This window comes from Comamonas sp. E6, assembly GCF_001010305.1.
In the GTDB taxonomy this organism is placed as follows: domain Bacteria; phylum Pseudomonadota; class Gammaproteobacteria; order Burkholderiales; family Burkholderiaceae_C; genus Comamonas; species Comamonas thiooxydans.
In genome coordinates, this window is sequence record NZ_BBXH01000008.1 from 45,674 (window position 1) to 63,249 (window position 17,576).

Here is a 17,576-nt window from a genome sequence, read left to right on the forward strand (position 1 = left end):
GACATGAGCGGCAAGCCAGCATCCCGGCCCGGACTTCGCCAGACCATGTCATGGCTGCACACCTGGTGCGGCCTGGTGTGCGGCTGGCTGCTCTGCGCCATTTTTCTCACGGGCTCGATCAGCGTGTTCCGTGAGTCCATCACGCTATGGATGCAGGGGCTGCCACTGGAAGGCAGCGGCCAGCAGGCGCTTTCTCCGCAAGAGCGTCTGCTGGCCTTGCGGCTGGCCGAGCAGCATCTGAGCAAGACGGCGCCGGATGCCAGTATCTGGCGCATCGGTCTGCCGCTGCACACAGGCTATGGGGTAAAGGTATTCGCGCGTGCCCAGGACGGCGATCTGCAGGCCAGCCTAGATGTCCAGACGGGCGAAGTCCTGCCAGAGCCTGCCATGCGTCAGACCGAAGGCGGTCGGCATTTCATGTCCTTTCACTATTCCTTGCAGGGCGGTATCGCTGGCTTCTGGGTGGTGGGACTGGTGTCCATGTGCATGCTGGTGGCGCTGGTTTCGGGCGTGATTGTGCACCGGCGCATCTTTCAGGACTTCTTTACCTTCCGGCCCGGCAAGGGCCAGCGTTCCTGGCTGGATGCACACAATGCGTCGGCCGTGCTCACGCTGCCGTTTCTGTTCATGATCGTCTACACGGGACTCGCGCATTTCTACACCAGCTATATGCCCTGGCCGCTGCAATCGCTGTATGGGCAGGACCGTTCGGCCTACAGCCGCTACGAGTCCGAGTTGAACGCCAGATCCGAGGCGAATACACCCTCGAATGCACCAGCCATTGCAGTTGTGGACCTTGTCAGCCTTGCGCAGCAGGCCCAGTCCCTGCTGACGGAGCCTGTCGTGGGCGTGGTGGTGCAACGACCTGAGGGTGCGCCGGCCACGATACGCTTCACGGAAGGCAAGCCGGATACGGCAGTGACGCGCCGAATGGTCAACAGCGCCAATTCAGTGACCTTCGATGCCGTCGACGGCCAGCTGCTGCAGCTATCCGCCAATTCGCCGTCCAGTAGTTTTGCAAGCGATACCTATCCCGTCATCAGCGCGCTGCATCTGGTCACCTTTGGTGGCTGGGCGATGAAGTGGCTGTACTTTGTCCTGGGCCTGGTCGGCACGGCAATGATTGCCAGCGGATCGATCTTGTTTGCGGTCAAGCGCCGTGCAAGAAGCGGTTATGAATGGGGCGCGGCGACGCCCTCCATGTACCGCTGCATCGATGCGCTCAATGTGGCGGCACTGGCAGGCTCGGCGCTGGCGTCCATTGCCTATCTGTATGGCAATCGTCTGCTGCCTCTGGTGCTGGAGGCGCGTTCCAGCTGGGAAATCCGTGTGTTCTTTGCGGTCTGGGTCCTGAGCCTGCTGCATGCGCTGCTGCGCACGGCGCGCCAAGCCTGGTGCGAACAGCTATGGATGCTGGCCTTGCTGTGTCTGGGCTTGCCGCTGCTCAATGTCATGACTACAGGCCAGCACCTGCTGCTGTACCTGGCGCAGGGCGATGGTCAGCGGGCAGGGCTGGAGCTGACCTGCATGGCGCTGGGCCTGCTGGTCGCCTGGGGTGCATGGCGGCATGAAAAGTCGCAGCGTAGCAAGAACATGGCGCAGTTGCGTGCGGGCCGTGGCGTTGTCTCAGGAGGTCTCACATGAAAGCGGCGGCAATGACCAAGGCTCAGACCAGGCACCATCGCTGGGCCGTGTTGCTGCGCGTGCTGATGATCACGCTGGGCGGCTATGCGCTCACGGCGCTGGCCTGCGCCGTGATGGCCCATGCGCTTGTGGCCGTGGGCGCTATGCAGCGTGCACCTGCCGTGCTGCTTTCCACCTTGCTCAGCTTTGTGCTCTACACCGCAGTGACGCTCTGGGCCTTTCATGTGCGCAGCCTGCTGCGCGTGATGGCATGGATGGCGGGCTCGGCAGCCCTGCTGACAGCTGCGCTGCAGGCGCTGAAAGGTGTGGCATGAGTCTGTGGCAGGTGATGGCCTGCGCCCTGGCGCTGTGCTTGGCAGGCATGCTGGTGCTGAGCCAGGCCATGAACAGGCATTGCGATCAGCTTGTATCGAGTGGCGAGCCCGGGCCGGCGCTGCGGGGCGTGCTGCGCCTGGCGGGGGCGGCGCTGATGCTGCTCGCACTGTGGCTGTGCATGGGCTTGTGGGGTGCTGCGGTGGGAACCATCGTCTGGCTGGGCTGCCTCAGTGTGGCCGCGCTGGCACTCACATGGCTGCTCGCCTATGTGCCTGGGCCCGGTGCAGTGCTGGTGGCCATGGGTGGTCTGGTCGCCTTGGCCGGGACGCTTTGGGGGGCATTCACGGGATGAGTTATACGGCATGACCGCATGGACATTCCCTCGGGCTTTAGCCGGGCGATTCGCAATAGATGTGCGACTCGGGCGGTCGTTGTAAAAACCTGTGTGGGCAATCGTTGTGGCTATTGCCGATCTGGCAAGCCCTTGGGCGAGCGCAGAATGTGGGTCTTCGCCCATTTTTGCAGCCGCCCCGAAACGATTGCCCGTCCATGCAGCAAGAGCCAGATTTCTTCCACAACCTCAATGAAGAGATGCGCGATGGAAAGCGCTGGCTGGAGCGGACGGTGGTGCTGGCCTATGCCGCGGCAGCGGGCCTGAGCGTGGTGGCTTTCACGCTGCTGGCCGAAGCGGCTTTCGGCTTTTTCGAGAGCATCTACCACGGCGTCCATGGCTGGCTGGTGCTGATCTGGATGCCGGCCATCACGGCGGCAGCGGTCTGGGCCACGCGCAAATGGGCTCCGGGTGCCAGCGGCTCGGGCATCCCGCAGGTGATTGCCACGCTGGAGCCATCGGTCGATGCCAGTCTGCGCAAGCGCTTTGTGTCGCTGTGGCTGTCGTTTGCCAAGATCGTGCTGTCCAGCGCGGGCTTTCTTGCGGGGCTGTCGATAGGGCGCGAAGGACCGTCGGTGCAGGTGGCTGCCGGTGTAATGCATTCGGCGCGGCGCTGGCTGGGCCCCAAGTCCGTCATCAATACCCATGCCTTGCTGGTGGCTGGCGGCGCGGCAGGTATTGCAGCAGCTTTCAACGCCCCGCTGGCGGGCGTGGTGTTTGCCATCGAGGAGCTCTCGCGCAAGCTGGAGTCGCGCTCCAGCGGTCTCATCATCGCAGCCATTGTGCTGGCCGGTCTGATGGGGGTCTCGGTCTTCGGCAACCTGAGCTACTTTGGTCGCATCCGCGTGGCCGAACTCGGCTGGCGTGACCTGCTGCCTTGTCTTGCCGTGGCGCTGACCTGCGGCGTGCTGGGCGGCCTGTTCGCCAAGCTCATGACCCACTCGCTGACCTCGTCCACCGAGCGCCTTAACAAGCTCAGGTCACGCTTTCCGATTCGCTTTGCCGCAGTGCTGGCCCTGCTGATTGCCGTCATCGGCGTGGTCACCGGCGGCGCCACCTTTGGTGCGGGCTCCGAAGCCGTCAAGCATATGTTGCAGGGCGAGGCCGATGTGCCCGAGTTCTATGTCACGCTCAAATTCATCGCCACCTGGCTATCGGCCTGGGTGGGCGTACCCGGCGGTATCTTTGCGCCCTCGCTGTCGATTGGTGCAGGCGTGGGGAATAACGTTGCATCGATTGTTGGAACTACGGATATAGCTCCTGCATTGATAGCGATGGGCATGGCTGCCTTTCTGGCGGCGGTCACCCAGGCGCCACTGACGGCTTTCATCATCGTCATGGAGATGGTGGACGGCCATGCACTGGTGCTGAGCCTCATGGCATCGGCCATGATCGCCAGCATGATCTCGCGCATGATTGCGCGGCCTCTGTATGAATCGCTGGCCTTGCATATGCTCCAGGTGGCAAGGGCCTCTTTGCCCAAGGAGCCGGAGCCAGAAGCCGCTGCGGCTCCGGCGGAGTCCACGCAGCCAGTGGCGCTGGATGAGTCATCCGAGCCTGACTCACTGCAAAAATCGCGTCAAGTCTAGGCTGTCAGTTGAATCCATGGGCAGCGTCCACGCGGAATTGAACTAGCTTGGGCCAGCGGTGGTGATGCTTGGGTGAAGTCAGGAGTTCAGTTGATCCTGAGCGCGCGGCGCAACCGGTGAGCCGTGCCTGCAGGCTCCTTGAGAGAGTCGCAGCGCATGGCGTTTCAAGCCCTAGCCTGAGCGAAGAGTCGCACGCAGTCTATTGACGCTGGATGCCGGACGGCAGTAGGAGTATTTCCGCCAACCCCTATATAAAGGCGTGAGGCAACCCATAGTGCTTCTCAGAGTGGCAAGTGTGATCGGGCAAGGTCTGGGGTTGATGCCATCCACTTTACCTACGTGGGGGTCGAAGCACAAACATGCGCCAAGTCGCTCTTTTTATCGCCATGGCCTGGACTGGCTGTGCTCACGCAATACAGCCTGTCGAGGCGGGACTCCAGCCTTTGCTCGATCGCCAGAAGGGCATGCTGCATGAGCAACAACAACTCAATAAGTTGCTTCAAAGCACGATCACCGAGCCGAAAGTCCGAGCAGATGCTTACCGTGAGTACCTGATGGTCGAGCTTGAGAGGCAAGAGCAGGAATGTGATATTCAAAGAGCGAGAAGTTGGGTGAGCTCGCCATTGGTGATGTATGCGAGGCCTACGACTGAGACCACGTGCGGCGCCGGCCTGGCCTATCGTTCCGGCAAATCATCTCTTTCGACCTCCGAAGCTAAGCGTTAAGCAAGCGTCCTGGATACGACTGTCGCTCGCCGTCCCGGTTGGAACATGAGCGTCACAAGTGTCAGGTCCATGGGCTTGGACAGTCCGGACAGCCAGGAGTACGCCTGCTGTATCAAGTGCGACCCGGTTTTCAGGTGTTACGCTTGTTTGCGCACCATCACATGCATGGCTCGTTCGCCCTGTCTCACTTCGGCGACCTCATAGCCAAGAGCCCGCATGTCCAAGCCTTGCCAGAGGTTTTCGCCGGCCCCCATCAACAGAGGACGTACAGCGAGGTGAATCTCATCGACCAGTCGCGCCTGCAGGAACTGTCGCACGGTGGCTACGCCGCCGCCTATGCGAATATCGCGATCACCTGCGGCTGCCTTGGCTTGCGCCAGCGCCGATGCAATGCCATCCGTGACGAAGTGAAAATCGGTGCCTCCCTGCATGCGCAGCGAGGGCCGCGAGTGGTGGGTCAAGACAAATGCGGGCACGTGATAGGGCGGCTCATCGCCCCACCAGCCCTTCCAGCTTTCGTCGGGCCAAGGGCCGCGTATCGGGCCGAACATATTGCGCCCCAGAATCCACGCACCGATGTTCTCGAAGGAGCGTTCGGCCATCTGATTGTCGACACCTGTTTCGCCGATCTGAGACCTTCCATGCATACGCTGAAAGACTTGGGTGGGGAAGAACCACTCAAGGATCTCAGGCCCACCGACGCCGAGCGGGTTCTGCAAATCCTGGTTGGGTCCGGCGGAGTAACCGTCCAGCGAGATGCCGAAGCAGAGGACTTTGACTTTCATGACGGAACACCTTTCAGGTTGGAGAGCGATGATCGATGGCCTCGATATCAACGTCTGTACTTAGCGTTTCCACATGCCTCGGTCACCCGTCGCATTGTTGAGCTCAGGGTGCTGGGTCCGAAGCCGCGCCTGACCGCTGCTTTGGGCTGCCATCTGAATGGACGCTGCTGCAGCGGACTCAGTCATCCATCGCACTGCTCAGCTTGATCGCGACTCAAGCTATCCATTTTTCAACCGCATGACCCCACAAAGCCGCAGGCAGTACAGAACTGACAGCCATCTTTTTTGATCATGGCATGTGCTCCGCAGTCGGGACACTTTTGACCGCTGACTGAGGCATTGTTCTCGGGCGGAGATGCCGGCGTGGCCGCCGTGCTGGGCGCCGGCTGGGGCAGGCCGCGGTTGGCGATGATGCTTTGAATCGCATAGGCCAGCAGCGCCACTTCGCTGTCATGCCAGAGCGGGATGCGGCTGCCGTCGTCACGCGTCCTGCTGCCGTAGCGCACCGGGCCGCGATCCCAGGCCACTTTGCGCAGATCGGCCAGGGCCTTGTCGAGAAAGCCGCCACGCGCGGCCAGGCTCAGGCTGCGCATGGTGGCCGTGATCCATTGCTGGCTTTCCCCGGTCTGGCCCACGGGCATGAAGAATTCGATGGGACGCTCCACACCGTCGACCACCATGAAGCTGACGACCAGATAAAGACGCCGTATGCCGTCATGCGTGAAATACTCGATCTTGTCCACCACGGCATTGAGCGGACCCTCGGGGCGGCGCTCGATCACGGCCGTCATGCCGCTGCTGCTAACCGAGTTGATAGCAGCCTGCGATTTATCGGTAGGCGCTTGAGAGGGGGCGGGGGCTGAATCGGTAGACAGAACCGCGCCCAGCGTGTCGTTGGGACGGTAGGTGGCACAGCCTTTGAGGCCGACCTCCCAGCACTCCATATAGAGGTGCTTGAAGTCCTCGAAGGGATAGTCGGCCGGGATGTTGACGGTCTTTGAAATCGATGTGTCGATAAAGGGCTGCACGCAGCGCATCATGGCTACATGCTCGCTGGCGCTCAGCTCCAGCGCACTGACAAAGCAGTCGGGCAGCGGTGCCTCGTCGCCGTGCATGGCTTTGTACAGGCGGTAGGCATGGTCCTGTACGGTGTAGAACTGCTCGCCGCCATCGGTCGTGCGCTTTTTGCGCGTATAGGTCCAGGAAAAAGCGGGCTCGATGCCGTTGGACGCATTGTCGGCAAAGGCCAGTGATACCGTGCCCGTGGGGGCGATGGACAGCAGATGGCTGTTACGCAGCCCATGTTTTTTGATGGCAGCGCGCAACTCCTTTGGCAAGCGTTTGGCAAAGCCGCTTTTCAGATACTGCTTGGCGTTGAACAGCGGGAAGACACCTTTTTCCCGTGCCAGCTCCACCGACGCGGCATAAGCCGCATCGCGCATGGCGCGAGCTATTGATGCGGCCTGCTGCAGGCCTGCATCGCTGGCGTAATGCAGGCCCAGCAGAATCAAGGCGTCGCCCAGCCCAGTGAAGCCCACGCCGATGCGGCGCTTTTGCTGTGCCTCGCGCTGCTGCTCGGGCAGGGGCCAGACGGTGGCGTCCAGCACATTGTCCAGCATGCGCACCTGAACCGCGACGGCGGCGCGAAAGGCCTCCATGTCGAAGAAAGCCTGAGGTGTGAACGCCTCGCGCACAAAGCGCGTGAGTATGACCGGGCCCAGATCGCAGCAGCCATAGGGCGGCAGGGGCTGCTCGCCGCAGGGATTGGTGGCGGCAATCTGCTCGGCATACCAGAGGTTGTTGTCGGCGTTGATGTTGTCGAGAAAAAGAATGCCGGGCTCGGCGAAGTCGTAGGCCGAGCGCATGATGGCATCCCACAGCGCGCGCGCGGGCTGGCTTTTATAGACCCAGAGGCCATCGTCGCGGCGATGGGCGCCGGCCTGTATCTGTGCCTCGCTGGGACTGGCGACATGCACCAGCTCCCATTGGGCATCGTCCCTGACCGCCTGCATGAATGCGCTGCTCACTCCCACAGACACATTGAAATTGTTCCAGCGGCCTTTTTGTCGCTTGGCGGTGATGAATTCCAGTACATCGGGGTGGTCAATGCGCAGCACACCCATCTGGGCTCCGCGGCGCGCACCGGCCGACTCCACCGTGGTACAGGATGCATCGAAGACATCGATGAAGGAGCAGGGGCCCGACGCAAAGGAGTTGGTGCCGCGCACCAGCGCACCGCGTGGTCGCAGATTGGAGAAGTCATAACCCACGCCGCCACCGCGGCGCATGGTCTCGGCTGCCTGAGAAAGCGCTGTGTAGATGCCGGGGTTTCCCTGGGTGTCGAAACCATTGGTGGCGTCGGCGACGGGCTGCACAAAGCAGTTGATCAACGTGGCCTTGGTGTCCAGCCCCGCCGCTGCCATGATGCGGCCAGCACCGATGGCACCGCGCTGCAGATTGACCAGAAATTGCTGCTCCCAATGCGTCTGAAGCTCAGGCTGTTCAACAGCTGCCAGGGCTCGTGCCACGCGGGCAAACAGCTCTTGCTCGGATTGCTCGCCGTCGGCCAGATATTTCTCGGCCAGCACATCCTGGCTGATGGCCTGAGGAGGGAGTGTATTCATGGCATGCCTCATGCTAATCGGATGTCGACTTTGTAGCGCAGACTGCTTGGTGGTGCTGTGACGCAGCGCAACATCGGCGGTGCACCAAGTGCCCAGAAGCCTCCATCGGCGCAACGGGCCTGCCCCCCAAAATTGTGACAGACCCGCTGAAAATAGACGGAAAAGACCGAGTCGGCGTATGAGGGAGGGCACCGCGCAGGCCGAGCTTCAAACGGTATCGGCCGACAAGAGGGAGACGCGACGATCTATCGAAGGCTACGCGGGGGTCTGAATCATGTCCCCCTCAAAGCGCGCAGCGGCATTCACGACCGCCATCACCGATGCGGTGACGATGTTCGCGTGCATGCCTACGCCAAACCGTGAGCCGGGCACGCCAGGCCATGCGGCTTCGATGATGGCAACGGCACAGGCGTCGGCGCCGTTGCCCAGGCTGCGCTCTTCGTAGCTGTCGATGCGCAGCGGCAACTCCAGTGCAGCGACGGTGGCTGCAATAGGGCCGTTGCCGATGCCTTTGCGCAGCCTGGGTTGCCCGTCGGCATCGTGCCAGTGCAGTTCGATACCCTGGCCTTGCGGGCTGTCGAACAGGCGGTGGCTTTCATAACGCAGTGACCGGGACCCGGCTTGGGCATGCAGGTAGGTGGCTTCGAACAGCTCCCAGATCTGTGCGCTGCTAAGCTCGGTTTCGCTGCTGTCGGCCCAGGCCTGGACGATGGCGCTGAACTCGATCTGCATGCGCCGCGGCATGGTGATGCCCCTGTCCTTCTGCAGCAGGAAGGCAATACCGCCCTTGCCGGACTGGCTGTTGACGCGCACGATGCTGTCATAGGTACGTCCCAGGTCCTGCGGGTCTATGGGTAAATAGGGTACGCGCCATGGGGCGTCGGGTTGTTGCGCCGCAAAGCCCTTGGCAATCGCATCCTGGTGCGAGCCCGAAAAAGCCGTGAACACCAGATCGCCCACATAGGGGTGGCGCGGATGTATGGGCAGGGCCGTAGAGGCTTCGGCGATGCGTGCCACGGCAGCGATGTCGGAGAAATCCAGGCCCGGGGCAATGCCCTGGGTGTAGAGGTTCAGGGCCAGCGTCACCAGATCCACATTGCCGCTGCGCTCGCCGTTGCCGAACAAACAGCCTTCCACACGCTGGGCACCGGCCAGCAGGGCCTGCTCGGCACAGGCCACGCCGGTGCCTCTGTCGTTGTGGGGGTGTACCGAAAGCGTGATGTGCTCGCGCCGTGCCAGACGCCGGTCCATCCATTCGATCTGGTCGGCAAACACATTGGCGGTGGAAACCTCCACCGTGGTCGGCAGGTTGATGATCATGGGGCGCTTAGGACCGGCATCCCAGGCTGCAATGGCGACATTGCACACGGCCAGGGAAACGTCCAGCTCGGCCATGCAAAAGGTTTCCGGGGAGTACTGCAGCACCCATTCGGTTTCGGGGTGCTGCTCGGTGAGTTGCCTGAGGTGGCGTACATGGTGCTCCACCATGGCAATGATCTGCGGCACTTCCATGCCAAAGACGATTTCGCGGAAGGCCGGTGCCACGGCGTTATACAGATGCACGATCACGCGGCGTGCGCCGGCCACGCTGCGCACCGTGGTGGCAATCAGGTCCTCACGCAGCTGGGTGATGACCATGGGCGTGACGTCGTGCGGAATCAGTTGCGCTTCGATGAGGTGGCGCACGATGTCGAAGTCGGTCTGGGAAGCGGAGGGGAAGCCGATTTCAATTTCCTTGAAACCGATGGCGACCAGTTCCTCGAACAGTCGCAGCTTGCGCTCGCGGTTCATGGGTTCGAACAGCGCCTGGTTGCCGTCGCGCAAATCGGTCGAAAGCCATACGGGCGCTTGCGTCAACGTACGGGCAGGCCATTGGCGGGTGGGAAAGTCCACAACGGGAAATGCGCGGTATTTGGTAGAGGGATCAGCCAGCATAGAGACCTTGGAATGGGTTGCAACAATTACCTGGTCTCCCTGCCCGGATGGAGCTGGCTAAGGCCGGGGTCTGGGAAGACCAGGATGGGACCATGCGCGAACGCGTGCATGCAGACCCCGACCAGATGTCAGAGCCAGTAGGCGTAGCGAAAGCGGGTGGCAATGTTTCACGGCAAAAGTGCGGGTTGATGCAGACAGTGGGGCTACTTTATGTCGTCAACGGTATAGACTTCTATCGATAGATATTCATTTGTTGTAGAGATTTGGACATCTCATGGGTTTTGCCTCCCCCGAACATGGCGCGCATGCGCTGGATTTGCAGCATGCCCAGGCCTCTCCACTGCCTGTCACGGGCGTGGAACAGCGCTATCCGCCCGGTCATGTGGTGCCCCAGCACAGCCACGCGCGCGGCCATCTCATCTATGCGTCTGAAGGTGTGTTGCTGGTCGAGTCCCCCAGCGGCCAATGGCTGGTTCCGCCGACCACGGCAGTGTGGCTACGCCCGGGCATGCTGCACCAGATCACGGCGACCACGGCGGTGCGGGCCTATGGCCTGTTCGTCGACGAGGCCTGGTCCGCACAGCTGCCGGCCCGGGACGGCGTGCTGCATGTCGCGCCGCTGGTGCGCGAGCTGATGACAGCTCTGGTGGCATTGCCCCACGAGGGGCCGCATAGGCCGCGCGATGCCTTGCTGGGCAGTTTGCTGCTGGAGGAACTCAGCGCCCTGGCCCCGCTGCCGTATTACCTGCCCTGGCCCCAGGATGCGCTGATGCGACGTATCTGCGAGAGCATGCTGAGTGCACCGGCGCAGCGCACCACGGTGGAAGCCCTGGCGCGGCAGCACGCGCTCACGCCCAAGACGCTGCATCGCCGCTTTCTGAAAAGCACCGGAATGAACTGGGGTAGGTGGTATCAGCAGATGCGCCTGATGGCTTCCATCCCCCAGTTGCTGCAGGGCATGGCCATCACGACCGTGGCACTGGAAAGCGGCTATGAAAGCCATAGCGCATACACGGCTGCGTTTCGCCGCCAGTTCGGCCGCTCGCCATCGGAGTTTGTTGCGTCGGCAGGCCGGGCTACGCGGCCTTAGCCGTTCTTGCAACGCCTGCCGCATCAAGATCTTTTGCTCCGAAAATAGCTTCCAACGCTTGTTTATCAAGCGCCGGAAGCTATTTTTAATAGTGAAGGTGGATTAGAGCTTCTTCACCAGCACCTGGCTCTTGCGGCCCCAGTTGTACTTGGCCTTGCGGGCCTCGGGCAGCCATTCGGGCTCGACAGGCTGAAAGCCGCGCTTGATGAACCAGTGCATGGTGCGCGTGGTCAGCACAAACATGGTTTCGCAACCCAGGGCGCGTGCGCGCTGTTCGATGCGCTTGAGCAGCTTCTCGCCATCGCCCGTACCCTGGCTCTTGGGAGAGACCGTGACGGCGGCCATCTCGGCGGTTTTGGCTTCCAGATAGGGATGCAGGGCGGCACAGCCGAAGATCACGCCGTCGTGTTCGATGACGGTGTAACTGGCGATATCGCGTTCGATCTCGGTGCGGTCGCGCTTGACCAGCGTGCCGTCGCGCTCGAAGGGTTCGATCAGCTGGATGATGCCGCCCACGTCGTCGATCGTGGCCTCGCGCAGTTCTTCGAGCTTTTCGTCGATAACCATGGTGCCGATGCCGTCGTGCACATAGATCTCCAGCAGCAGGGCTCCGTCGGTGGAGAAGGGCAGGATGTGGCTCCGTTCAACGCCATGCTCGCAGGCGCGCACGCAGTGCTGCAGATAAAAGCCCACATCGGTAGGCTGCTGCGCAGGCGGGAGCTGGGCCAGCAGGCGGCGCGCGGCGTCCAGCGGCAGCTCGGTATCGATGGGGTTGTTCTCGTCGGCCGGGCCGCTGGGGTCCATGCGCACTCCGGGCACCTCGGTGAGGAACAGCAGCTTGTCGGCCTTGAGCTCGATCGCCACGCGGGTGGCCACTTCTTCCATGCTGAGATTGAAGGCCTCGCCCGTGGGCGAGAAGCCGAAGGGCGAGACCAGCACCATGGCTTCTGAGTCTAGTGCGCTGCGAATGCCTTCCACGTCGACCTTGCGCACCAGGCCGGAGTGCATGAAGTCCACGCCGTCGACAATGCCCACAGGACGGGCCGTGAGGAAGTTGCCCGAAATCACGCGTACGCGCGCACCGGCCATGGGCGTGTTGGGCAGTCCCTGGCTGAAGGCGGCTTCGATCTCGTAACGCAGTTGGCCGGCCGCTTCCTGGGCACAGTCCAGCGCAATGGAGTCGGTGACTCGCATGCCGTTGTAATAACGCGGCTCCTGGCCCTTGAGGCGCAATTGCTCGTTGACCTGGGGGCGGAAGCCGTGCACCAGCACGATCTTCACGCCCATGGCCTGGATCATTGCCAGATCCTGGACGATGGAGCTGAGCTTGCCCGCATCAATGGCTTCACCGGTCAGGCCCACCACAAAGGTCTGGTGTCGGAACTTGTGGATATAAGGGGCCACAGACCTGAACCAGGGAACAAAGGTGAAATTGAAGACGGTGGACATGGCAGTGCGCGAAAACCTCGAAAGCGGGAAAAAAGGCCTGCGTCGGGTATTACGCAGGCCTGAGGCGCAAAGTGTAGCGGTTACTCGCTTGCCTTCGCTGGTTGCAGCAGGGTTTTGTGCGCGCTGATCGCACAGTTTGTGGTTTTTGTGGCGCGATGTTTTCAAAAAATGACGACTTGTATTTGAGCAGAGCTCCTGGTGGCAGTCAGCGTCGAAACCATGCGAGGCAAAGATAGACACTCGGTCAATCGTCCGGTTGCCGTTTGCGCAGGTCTATCCGTACGTTTCATTTCACGGCGCATTTCTCGACCACGTCGAGAGAGGGCCCCAGCTCAAGTTGTCAATCCAAGCGTTATAGAGTGAGCACGTGCCCTCTGCAGACCATTGCCGTCCCTGTGCATTAGATCAAAGTAGTTGGGATTGCTTTCAGGATATCTAGTCCGAGAGGCGAATCCGAACCACTGTTGAAGCCCTCACATGCTGCCGCCCAGCATGGGCAAGATCATGCGCGCGACTCGAATGATGGCCGGGCCCAGAACCACCATGATGATGGCCGGGAAGATGCAGGTCACCAGCGGAAACAGCATCTTGGTGGGAATCTTGGCAGCCAGCTCTTCGGCGCGCATTTGCCGTTTGTGGCGTAGGTCATCCGAGAAAACCCGGAGCGATTCGCCGATGCTGGTACCAAATCGGTCTGCCTGCGTCAGCATGGCCGTAAAAGTGTGAATCTCATCTACACCGGTGCGGGCGGCCAGATTTCGCAAGGCTTTTTCGCGAGTGCTGCCGGCACGCATTTCCAGGTTGGTCCAGTGGAGCTCCTCTGACAGAGCTTCACTTTTGATGCGAATCTCCTCAGTTACCTTGCCCAGCGCGGCATCCAGGCCCATGCCTGCTTCTACGCAGACCAGCATCAAATCGGCGGCATCGGGAAAATTTTCAAAGATCTCGCGCTTGCGGCGCGAGGCCATCCAGTGCAAAGCCAGATTGGGTAGGTAGCATGCCACAAGCGCTGCAACCGAGGGGTAGAACAATAACTGGGTGCTGTCTGCCTTGCTGGCTGCCCGCATGAGCGAGTACACCGCCAGTCCCAAAGCAAGAGGCAGCAGCGTTTTGACTCCAAAGTACAGCAGTGGTGCACTCTCGTGGCGGATGCCGGCATTCAGAAAGCGCAGCCGCAACGGCGTTGCATCAATGTCTTTGGTGGGTGACGACAGGTGTGCAAATGGGCCGACCAGTTTGACGACTGTTTCTGTCCAGCCCTTGTCCCGAGAGGTGGGTGTCAGTGACTGTAAACGCCGCGCGGCGACTGTTGGCGTTGCCCAGAAGAACAAGGCTCCAACAGCCAGCATGACGGCGGTGAAAGTGAGCAGGGCGACGATCAACATGGCGTACTCCTTGCGTTTCAGTTGGGCTCATACCCGGATACGGGCGATGCGGCGCAGCAGCAGCAGACCTATGACCATCAATGCGGCCAACCATTTCAGAATGGTGAGGCCAATAGGGTCAGTCCATAGCGGACGCATGAATTCCGGGTTCATTAGATTGAGCAGAGCGGCCAGTCCAAATGGCATCAAACCCAGGATCCAGGCCGACATTCGCCCGTCAGCGGACAGTACGCGGACCTTGGCGTGGAGCTTGAGCCGCTCGCGGATCAGGCGACTCAGGTTGCTGAGCATCTCGGTGAGGTTGCCGCCAGATTCGCGCTGTATGAGTACGGCGACAATGAAGTAGCGCAGATCTGTGATCGGCACCCGCTCACCCAAATTGGTCAAGGCCTGCTGTAACGATGTGCCATAGTTGATCTCGTCATGCACCAGGCGGAACTCGCCGGCGATAGGTTCGGTCAGTTCCTCTCCTGCCATTTGCAGGCTTGCGGAAAATGCATGGCCCGCGCGCAATGCTCGCGCTATAAGGTCCAGCGCTTCTGGAAGTTGGCGCTCCATAAGCTTCAGGCGCTGCAGTCGTTTGCGTTGCAGAAACAGCCATGGAAGGGAACCCAGCACCAAACCTAAAAGCACGCCCAAATCCATGGGCTGGCGAAGCATGATGGCCGTCAGCATACCTAGCGCAAACAGCATCGCACTGCCGAGCAGCAAGCCCGAAACCGTCCAGTCCAAGCCTGATTGAACAATGAAACGGTCTAGTTGGTGCGCGCGCGGCATGGTTTGCAGCACCCGCTGCATTCTGGGCATATCGCTAAGTGTGCGCTCCTTGACAAGCTTGGTCGGATTGCTGCGATCATCGGCTGCTGACAAGGCTCTGAGCCGGCGTTCAAGCCGCTTTGCCTCAGGACTCTTGTACTGCTTCCAGATCGTGTGCAGTGCTTCCAGTAGCAGGAGCACGGCTACAAACACCAGACCTATGATTACCAGGACCGAGTGGGAAGAGAAAAAGGACAGCATGGCAGCTCCTTTTTGCCGAGTTCATTGATAGTGACGCTCTGGAGCGAAGATGCTGTCGGGCAGCGCAATGCCGAAGCCTTTGAGCCGATCGGCGAACTTGGGTCTGACACCTGTGGCGTGGAAGTACCCCTGGACTTCGCCACTTGCGCCGACTCCGGTCTGGGTGAAGGCAAAGATCTCCTGCATGGTCACTACATCACCCTCCATGCCCGTGATCTCCTGGATGCTGGTGATCTTGCGTTTGCCATCCGTGAGCCGGAGTGCCTGCACGATTACCGTAATGGCAGAGGCAATCTGTTGGCGCGCGGCCTGGTGCGGCAGATTGAGGCCTGCCATGCCGACCATGTTCTCGAGTCGAGCCAAAGAGTCGCGTGGCGTATTGGCATGGATGGTCGTCAATGAGCCTTCGTGGCCGGTGTTCATGGCCTGCAGCATGTCTACCGCTTCGGCGCCCCGGACTTCGCCAATGATGATGCGATCAGGCCGCATGCGCAGTGCGTTGCGTACCAGCGAGCGCTGCGTGATTTCTCCACGTCCCTCTATATTGGGCGGTCGTGTTTCCATGCGAACCACATGCGGCTGCTGCAGTTGTAGCTCGGCTGCATCCTCGATGGTGACCACGCGTTCCGCTGCTGGAATATAGCTAGAAAGGATGTTGAGCAGCGTTGTCTTGCCGGCTCCGGTGCCGCCAGAGATGATCATGTTCACCTTGGCCTTGGCCAGAGCCTCAAGAACCAGGGCCATGCCAGGTGTCAGGCTTTTGAGATCGTTGATCAGATTCTCCATGCGCAGCGGGATATGGGCGAAGCGCCGGATCGACATCATTGGGCCATCAAGGGCCACGGGCGGGATGACCGCATTCACGCGCGAGCCATCTGGCAGGCGGGCATCGACCATGGGGCTGGATTCGTCGATGCGTCGGCCTATGCGTGAGACGATTTTGTCAATGATGCGCAGCAAATGCTTTTCATCGGTAAAGACAACGGGCGTCAATTCCAAGCGGCCCTGGCGTTCCACATAGATCCGGTCGTAGCGATTGACGAGGATGTCCGATACCGCAGGGTCGGCCATCAACAGCTCGAGTGGACCGAACCCCAGCATCTCGTGCTGGATATCTCGGATCAGCATTTTTCTTTCGAGATCGTTGATGGCTGCGGAGTCCTCGGACAGTAGTCGCTCGGTCATGGTCGCAATTTCTTGCTGCAGTGTCTGCACGGATACTGCATCCAGGGCAGCGAGATCAAACCGCTCCAGCAGCTTGGCATGAATGCGGCTTCTGAGCGCCAGATAGGCCGCAGAGTGACCATAGATGGGGGTGGACGGCGGAGGAGTCTCTGCTGCGGGCATGGCCGACATATCTGCGGACTCAGACACGACCTGCAGCAGAGGCTTGGGCGTGCGTGTCGATGGCGCGGTCAAGAAATCTCGTAGTGACATGACAGTCTCCTTCTGCAATACGGATGCCTACGCCCGGCGAAAGAGCCGGTTCAAGAAATTACCGTTTTCTTCATGAGCCCGAGGTGACAGTGCATCGGCCCAGGCCGTCAGCTCGCGCACCACGCTGCTGCTGCGAGCGGATTCGGCCAGCGGTGCTCCAGCATTGATGGCTGCTTGCACTTCCTGGGCAGAGTCGGGAATGCTGCGCCATTGCTCTTCCAGGCCCAGGGTCTTGCGCACTTCAGACAGCCCGATTTCGCTGCGCCTGTCCACCCTGTTCAGCACCGGATGCAGGCGGCTTTCCGGGTAGCCCAGATCATGGAACATGCGCAGCAGCTTTTGCGCATTGCGCACGGCGGGTACGTTGGGCAGCAGCACAGGAACAATGCACTGCGCTTTGTCGAGCACGCGTAGAGCCAATGGGTCCAGCACGCGCCCCATGTCCAGCAGCACAAAGTCGTAGTGCGTGGCAGCCAGTTGCACGATGGCCTCAATATGCCCGGGCTCCACCTCCATGGCATGCATGGCATCTTCGGGGGCCGCCAGCACATGCAGGCGCGGTGTGACCTTTACCGTACTGGCCGTGAGAAAAGAGGCGTCAAGGCGGTGAAGGTCGCGTGCCACATCCGCCAATGTCGAGCTTGGTTTGCCTTCATGCAGGTAGGGCAGCGCATCGCCAAACTGCAGATTCAGGTCGATCAACAGCACGGAGTGCTTTTGCGCCAACGCCCAGCCCAGATTGGTGGCCAGGAAGGTGGCGCCGGCACCGCCCTTGCAGGGCAGAAAGGCCATGACTTGCCCTTGTGCACGGTTGGGGGTGCTGTCCTGCAATTTGCTGGCAAGGCGCTGAACGGCATCGGCCAGTGCCTGCGGCGGCGGCGGCGATGGCAGAACCTCGCGTACGCCCGCCCGCATGGATTGCAGCAGAAACTCAGGTGTCTGCTGGGCGCACAGCAGGACCACGGCCATGCGCGGGTGATGGGTGGTCACCTGCTCCACCGGGGCCAGGTCTGCAGGGTCGCAGCACATACCGTCGACGATCATCAGATCCGGCAGCTCCTGCTCGGCAATCGTGGGCATGCGGGTCTTGCCACCCTCGAAGGTCTGCACCTGATGGGATTGCTCTTGCAGCACATGGGCCATCTCGCGGAGATGGGCGGTGTTGGGGGAGATGATGGCGATTTTCATGT

General features: G+C 61.1%; 14 protein-coding genes. 6 read left to right on the plus strand and 8 right to left on the minus strand.

The genetic code is table 11. The features are described 5' to 3' along the window. The first annotated feature begins 3 nt into the window (after positions 1-3). The 5 genes from CSE6_RS06975 (at position 4) to CSE6_RS06995 (ending at position 4,664) form a co-directional block, all read left to right on the plus strand. Positions 4-1,644: a PepSY domain-containing protein gene (locus CSE6_RS06975; protein ID WP_059440187.1), complete on the plus strand. Its 1,641-nt coding sequence runs from the start codon at positions 4-6 to the stop codon at positions 1,642-1,644. Then, a complete protein-coding gene (locus tag CSE6_RS06980) occupies positions 1,641-1,958 on the plus strand; it encodes a hypothetical protein (RefSeq protein WP_238585649.1) in 318 nt (105 codons plus the stop codon). Before CSE6_RS06975 ends, CSE6_RS06980 begins: the two co-directional genes overlap by 4 nt. Next, positions 1,955-2,311 (plus strand): DUF3325 domain-containing protein, encoded by a 357-nt coding sequence (locus tag CSE6_RS06985; protein WP_059440188.1) that lies wholly within the window; start codon positions 1,955-1,957, stop codon positions 2,309-2,311. The genes CSE6_RS06980 and CSE6_RS06985 overlap by 4 nt, the downstream gene beginning before the upstream one ends. Before the next feature lie 197 nt (positions 2,312-2,508). Beyond that, on the plus strand, positions 2,509-3,939 hold the full coding sequence (locus tag CSE6_RS06990) for a chloride channel protein (protein ID WP_034352091.1): 1,431 nt from the start codon (positions 2,509-2,511) through the stop codon (positions 3,937-3,939). 359 nt (positions 3,940-4,298) lie between these two features. Then, a complete protein-coding gene (locus CSE6_RS06995) occupies positions 4,299-4,664 on the plus strand; it encodes a hypothetical protein (RefSeq protein ID WP_059440189.1) in 366 nt (121 codons plus the stop codon). A 137-nt stretch (positions 4,665-4,801) separates the two neighbouring features. Here CSE6_RS06995 and CSE6_RS07000 read toward each other — a convergent pair whose 3' ends face one another. The 3 genes from CSE6_RS07000 to CSE6_RS07010 all read right to left on the minus strand — a co-directional run bounded on the left by CSE6_RS07000 (position 4,802) and on the right by CSE6_RS07010 (position 10,008). Then, on the minus strand, positions 4,802-5,449 hold the full coding sequence (locus CSE6_RS07000; protein ID WP_059440190.1) for a dihydrofolate reductase family protein: 648 nt from the start codon (positions 5,447-5,449) through the stop codon (positions 4,802-4,804). 230 nt (positions 5,450-5,679) lie between these two features. Continuing rightward, on the minus strand, positions 5,680-8,073 hold the full coding sequence (locus CSE6_RS07005) for an adenosylcobalamin-dependent ribonucleoside-diphosphate reductase (RefSeq protein WP_059440191.1): 2,394 nt from the start codon (positions 8,071-8,073) through the stop codon (positions 5,680-5,682). Between the two features lie 255 nt (positions 8,074-8,328). Continuing rightward, positions 8,329-10,008 (minus strand): 2-isopropylmalate synthase, encoded by a 1,680-nt coding sequence (locus tag CSE6_RS07010; RefSeq protein WP_059440192.1) that lies wholly within the window; start codon positions 10,006-10,008, stop codon positions 8,329-8,331. A 274-nt stretch (positions 10,009-10,282) separates the two neighbouring features. Between CSE6_RS07010 and CSE6_RS07015 the strand changes: the two genes are divergently transcribed. Next, a complete protein-coding gene (locus CSE6_RS07015) occupies positions 10,283-11,098 on the plus strand; it encodes a helix-turn-helix transcriptional regulator (RefSeq protein WP_034352107.1) in 816 nt (271 codons plus the stop codon). Between the two features lie 102 nt (positions 11,099-11,200). Here the strand turns inward: CSE6_RS07015 and argA are convergent, their stop codons facing one another. The 5 genes from argA to CSE6_RS07040 all read right to left on the minus strand — a co-directional run bounded on the left by argA (position 11,201) and on the right by CSE6_RS07040 (position 17,574). Continuing rightward, positions 11,201-12,547: an amino-acid N-acetyltransferase gene (argA, locus tag CSE6_RS07020; RefSeq protein WP_003079639.1), complete on the minus strand. Its 1,347-nt coding sequence runs from the start codon at positions 12,545-12,547 to the stop codon at positions 11,201-11,203. 473 nt (positions 12,548-13,020) lie between these two features. After that, positions 13,021-13,932 carry a type II secretion system F family protein gene (locus tag CSE6_RS07025; RefSeq protein ID WP_034352111.1) on the minus strand — a complete coding sequence of 304 codons (912 nt, stop codon included), beginning with the start codon at positions 13,930-13,932 and terminating at the stop codon, positions 13,021-13,023. A 27-nt stretch (positions 13,933-13,959) separates the two neighbouring features. After that, positions 13,960-14,949, minus strand: a complete 990-nt coding sequence (locus CSE6_RS07030) for a type II secretion system F family protein (RefSeq protein ID WP_034352115.1) — start codon at positions 14,947-14,949, stop codon at positions 13,960-13,962. Positions 14,950-14,970: 21 nt separating this feature from the next. Continuing rightward, positions 14,971-16,386, minus strand: a complete 1,416-nt coding sequence (locus CSE6_RS07035) for a CpaF family protein (RefSeq protein ID WP_034352226.1) — start codon at positions 16,384-16,386, stop codon at positions 14,971-14,973. 27 nt (positions 16,387-16,413) lie between these two features. Then, entirely contained in the window at positions 16,414-17,574 is a 1,161-nt protein-coding gene (locus CSE6_RS07040) for an AAA family ATPase (RefSeq protein ID WP_059440193.1), read from the minus strand. Between the last annotated feature and the right edge of the window lie 2 nt (positions 17,575-17,576).

Coding starts and splice junctions, on each gene's coding strand:
- CSE6_RS06975 (WP_059440187.1), top strand. CDS start 4: ATGAGCGGCAAGCCAGCATCCCGGCCCGGACTTCGCCAGACCATGTCA.
- CSE6_RS06980 (WP_238585649.1), top strand. CDS start 1,641: ATGAAAGCGGCGGCAATGACCAAGGCTCAGACCAGGCACCATCGCTGG.
- CSE6_RS06985 (WP_059440188.1), top strand. CDS start 1,955: ATGAGTCTGTGGCAGGTGATGGCCTGCGCCCTGGCGCTGTGCTTGGCA.
- CSE6_RS06990 (WP_034352091.1), top strand. CDS start 2,509: ATGCAGCAAGAGCCAGATTTCTTCCACAACCTCAATGAAGAGATGCGC.
- CSE6_RS06995 (WP_059440189.1), top strand. CDS start 4,299: ATGCGCCAAGTCGCTCTTTTTATCGCCATGGCCTGGACTGGCTGTGCT.
- CSE6_RS07000 (WP_059440190.1), bottom strand. CDS start 5,449: ATGAAAGTCAAAGTCCTCTGCTTCGGCATCTCGCTGGACGGTTACTCC.
- CSE6_RS07005 (WP_059440191.1), bottom strand. CDS start 8,073: ATGAATACACTCCCTCCTCAGGCCATCAGCCAGGATGTGCTGGCCGAG.
- CSE6_RS07010 (WP_059440192.1), bottom strand. CDS start 10,008: ATGCTGGCTGATCCCTCTACCAAATACCGCGCATTTCCCGTTGTGGAC.
- CSE6_RS07015 (WP_034352107.1), top strand. CDS start 10,283: ATGGGTTTTGCCTCCCCCGAACATGGCGCGCATGCGCTGGATTTGCAG.
- argA (WP_003079639.1), bottom strand. CDS start 12,547: ATGTCCACCGTCTTCAATTTCACCTTTGTTCCCTGGTTCAGGTCTGTG.
- CSE6_RS07025 (WP_034352111.1), bottom strand. CDS start 13,932: ATGTTGATCGTCGCCCTGCTCACTTTCACCGCCGTCATGCTGGCTGTT.
- CSE6_RS07030 (WP_034352115.1), bottom strand. CDS start 14,949: ATGCTGTCCTTTTTCTCTTCCCACTCGGTCCTGGTAATCATAGGTCTG.
- CSE6_RS07035 (WP_034352226.1), bottom strand. CDS start 16,386: ATGTCACTACGAGATTTCTTGACCGCGCCATCGACACGCACGCCCAAG.
- CSE6_RS07040 (WP_059440193.1), bottom strand. CDS start 17,574: ATGAAAATCGCCATCATCTCCCCCAACACCGCCCATCTCCGCGAGATG.